3 protein-coding genes are annotated in these 4,327 nt (G+C 71.7%); 2 read left to right on the top strand and 1 reads right to left on the bottom strand.

What is annotated here, in order from left to right; translation table 11 throughout:
• Both AC1D12_RS26100 and AC1D12_RS26095 read left to right on the top strand, forming a co-directional pair.
• Positions 1-2,890: amino acid adenylation domain-containing protein (locus tag AC1D12_RS26100; RefSeq protein WP_477843861.1), on the top strand; the 2,890-nt coding region annotated here is incomplete at its 5' end.
• A 54-nt stretch (positions 2,891-2,944) separates the two neighbouring features.
• On the top strand, positions 2,945-3,658 hold the full coding sequence (locus AC1D12_RS26095) for a YebC/PmpR family DNA-binding transcriptional regulator (RefSeq protein ID WP_465114566.1): 714 nt from the start codon (positions 2,945-2,947) through the stop codon (positions 3,656-3,658).
• Here the strand turns inward: AC1D12_RS26095 and AC1D12_RS26090 are convergent.
• Positions 3,659-4,327, bottom strand: a 669-nt coding sequence (locus tag AC1D12_RS26090) for a TonB-dependent siderophore receptor (protein WP_477843859.1), incomplete at its 5' end; no start/stop codon positions are given.

The raw sequence follows: 4,327 nt of genomic DNA, 5'->3' as shown, positions 1-4,327 counted from the left end.
GAATCCGCTGTTCCAGGTGAAGTGCGCCTCGCAGGCGACCGGCGGGCGGCAAGTGTCCGACGGCAAGGCGCCCGACGGCCCATGGCAGATCGACATCGACGGCCTCGCGGTCGACGAGGTGCACTTCGACCTGAGCCTCGACGTGATGGAAAACGCCCGCGGACTGGACTTCCAGCTCGCCTGGGCCACCGACCTGTTCGACCGCGCGACCATCGATCGCTTGCGCGCGGCCTTCGTGCACCTCGCCGCGCAGGCGGCCGTCGACCCGCAGCGCGCGCTGGCGTCGACCACGCTGCCCGGCGAGCCGTCGGTGCTGCACGGCGAGCCGGTGGCCTGGCCGTGGCACAGCGTGCCGGCGCTGTGGGCTGCGCAGGCGGCGCGGCATGCGCAACGCCCGGCCGTCGTCGATGCGCAGGGCTCGCACAGCCACGCGCAGCTGGAACGCGCCGCGCGCAGCCTGGCCGCGCAGCTCGGCCGGCAGGGCATCGTCGCCGAGGAGCGCGTCGCGCTGCTGCTGGAGCGCGGCAGCCCGTTCGTGCTGGCGATGCTGGCGGTGATGAAGGCCGGTGCCGTGGCCGTGCCGCTTGATCCCGCGTTGCCGGTGCCGCGGCTGCAGGCGATGCTGCGCGATTGCGGCGCCCGCGCGCTGATGGCCGCCGGGCCGGTGCCGTGGAGCACGTTGCCGGTGATCGTGCCGGACTTCGACGTGCCGAGCCAGGAGTTGCTGCCGGCCGAGCCCGTCCTGCTGCCGGACCAGGCTGCGTACCTGATCTACACCTCGGGCTCGACCGGCGCGCCGAAGGGTGTCGTGGTGTCGCACGGCGCGCTCGCGAACTACACGCAATCGATGCTCGCGCGGCTGGCCTTGCCTGATGACACGCCGCGGGGCCTGAACTTCGCGATGGTGTCGACGGTGGCCGCCGACCTCGGCCACACCACGCTGTTCGGCGCGCTGTGCGCCGGCGGCAGCCTGCTGATGCTCGATGCGTCCGCAGCCTTCGACCCCGATGCCTTCGCCGACGCGATGCAGCGCCACCGCATCGACGTGCTGAAGATCGTGCCCAGCCACCTGAAGGGCCTGCTGAATGCGGCACGGCCGCACGACGTGCTGCCGGCCCACACGCTGGTGCTGGGCGGCGAGGCCGCCGATGCGGCGCTGCTGGCCACGCTGCGCGCGCTGCGGCCGGGGCTGCGCATCGTCAACCACTACGGGCCGACCGAGACCTGCGTCGGCATGCTGATGCACGTCGCCAGCGACGACGATGCAGCGCTGCCGCTGGGCCGGCCGATCGGCGGCATGTCGGCCTTCGTGCTCGACGACGCGCTCGAACCGGTGCAGCCGGGCATCGCCGGCGAGCTGTATGTCGGCGGACCGGGCTTGGCGCGGGGCTATCGCGGGCAGCAGGGGCTGACGGCGGGCCGCTTCGTCGCATCGCCGTTCCAGACGGGCGAGCGGCTGTACCGCACCGGCGACCGGGTGCGCCAGCGCAGCGACGGTGCACTGGTGTTCCTCGGCCGCAGCGACGACCAGCTGAAGATCCGCGGCTTTCGCGTCGAGCCGGGCGAGCTGCAGGCGCGGTTGCGCGAGTTGCCCGGCGTGGCCGATGCCGCGGTGCTGCCGGGCGTGGGCGAGTCGGGGGGCACGGTGCTGTGGGCCTGGGTCGTGCCGCGGGCGGGTGCCACGCTGGACGCCGCGGCGCTGCGGCTTGTGCTGCAAGGCAGCCTGCCGGCCTGGCTGGTGCCGGAGGCGATCGTCGTGCTCGACGCGATGCCGCTGACGGCCAACGGCAAGATCGACCGCAAGGCGCTGCCGCGGCCGGTGCAAGCCGCGGCGGCCCGCGCCATCGAGCCGCCGCGCGGGCCCACCGAGCAGGCGCTGGCGCGCATCTTCGGCGAGGTGCTGGGGCTGGCGGCCGTCGGCCGCGACGATGACTTCTTCGAGCTCGGCGGCGATTCGATCCTGAGCCTGAAGCTGATCGCGCGCATCCGCAAGCAGGTGCCGGGCGGCGCCGGGCTGGCCTTGTCGGAGCTGATGCAGGCGACGCGCTTGCGTGACCTGGCCGGGYGTCTGCAGCAGCGGCTCGAACAGCAGCACGATGCGATCTGCCTGCAGGCGGGCGGCGAGGGCGTGCCGCTGTACTGCTTGCCGGGGATGATCGTCAATTCGCGCGAGTTCCTGCCGCTGGCCGAGACGCTGCTCGGCACGCGGCCGGTGCACGGCTTCGTCAGCCACGTCTACACGCGGCGGCGCTGGCGCGGGTTCGCGGTGCAGGCGCTGGCGGCGGAGTACGCGGCCTTCATCGAGGCGACGGCGGTGGGCGGGCGCTGCGCGCTGCTCGGCTGGTCGTCGGGCGGCGACCTGGCGATCGAGGTGGCGCGGCAACTGCAGGGGCGGGTCGCGGTGGACTTCCTCGGCATGGTCGACGTGTTCGAGACCGAGCCGCTGTGCGCCTCGCGGCCGCTCGGTAGCGATGAGCGCGCGCTGGCCTGGCGAGAGATCGATGCCTGGGTGTCGAGATCGACGATGGCCGACGCATGGCGCGAGCTGTTCGCGCGGCTGGACGACGTGGAACGCGACGGGCTGGCCGAGCAGGTGCTGCTGGGCGACCGCGCGCTGCCGCTCGATGGCGATGGTGACGACGCGGCCGAGTACCTGCTGTGGGCAACGATCGACAAGCGGGTGCAGGGGGCGCGCTACCTGCATGGCCGCATCGAGACGCCGATACACGTCTTCCACGCGGGCCAGTCGGTGAACGACACGGTCGGCCGCCTGCGCGACTGGACGCAGCACGCGCCGGTGGTCGCCACGACCGTGATCGACGGGGCGAGCCACCTCGACATCATCCGCCGCGCGCAGCTGCACGCCGCGCTGCGGCGGGCACTCCCCTAGAATCGTTCGCCCCGAGCACGTCGCCCGGGGCATCGACGATCAAGGAACACCGGCATGGGCGCGCAGTGGAAGGCATATCACAAGGACCTGGCGGCCAATGCCAAGGGCAGGCTGTTCGGCAAGCTGGCCAAGGACATCATGGTGGCCGCGCGGCACGGCGCCGACCCGGCCGCGAACTCGCGGCTGCGGCTGGTGATCGAGCAGGCGCGCAAGGTCTCGATGCCCAAGGACACGCTGGACCGCGCGATCAAGAAGGGCGCGGGGCTGACCGGCGAGGTCGTGCACTTCGAGCACGCGCTGTATGAAGGCTTCGCGCCGCACCGGGTGCCGGTGATGGTGGAGTGCCTGACCGACAACGTGAACCGCGCGGCGTCCGACATGCGGGTGCTGTTCCGCAAGGGGCAGCTCGGCGCTTCGGGCTCGGTGGCCTGGGATTTCGACCACCTGGGGATGATCGAGGCCGAGCCGGCGGCGCCGGGCGCCGACCCCGAAGTGGCGGCGATCGAAGCCGGCGCGCAGGACTTCGAGCCGGCCGACGAGAACGGCGTCACGATGTTCCTGACCGACCCGGCCGACCTCGACCTCGTCAGCCGAGCGCTGCAGGGGCAGGGCTTCACGGTGCTGTCGGCCAAGCTCGGCTACAAGCCGAAGAACCCGATCGACCCGAAGAGCCTGACCGCCGAGCAGCTGGAGGAAGTGGAGAGCTTCCTCACCGCGCTCGACGCCGGCGACGACGTGCAGCACGTCTACGCCGGCTTGGCCGGCTGATCAGAACCTGTATTTCGCCGTCAGCAGCACGTTGCGCTCGTTGCCGCGGAAGTAGCTGCCGTAGGCGTGCCCGCTCAGGTACTGCTTGTCGAACAGGTTGGTGACGTTCAGCGCGAAGCGCCACGGCCCGTTGTCGTAGCGCACCGCGGCATCGGCGAGCGTGTAGGGCGGCTGCGATTCGGTGTTCTCGCCGTTGTCCCAGCGCTTGCCGACGTAGCGCAGCCCGCCGCCGACGCTGACGCCGTGCAGCGCCTCGGCACCGAGCGCGTAGTCGAGCCAGAGCGACGCGGTCTGCTTCGGCGTCAGGATCGGCATGTTGCCCACCTCCGACGGGATCGCGCTCGCCAGCACCTTCATGTCGAGTGTCGCGAACGAGGCGGTCAGCCGCAGCTGGCGGGTCAGCGCCGCCTTGCCCTCGAGCTCGATGCCGCGTGAGCGCACCTTGCCGATCGCATGCGGCACGAAGTTGACCGGGTCGTACGACACGACGTTGGTCTTCTCCAGGTTGAACACCGCCGCAGTGAACGACACCGCCTCGCCCTCGGGCATGTACTTGACGCCGAGCTCGTATTGCCTGCCGCGGCTCGGGTCGAACAGCGCGCCTTCGTCCACCRCCATCACCGGCACGAACGATTCGCCGTAGCTCGCGTACGGCGCCCAGCCGTTGCC

Source organism: Rhizobacter sp. P1_G5, from assembly GCF_056405435.1.
This window is presented reverse-complemented; position numbering and strand designations above follow the sequence as displayed.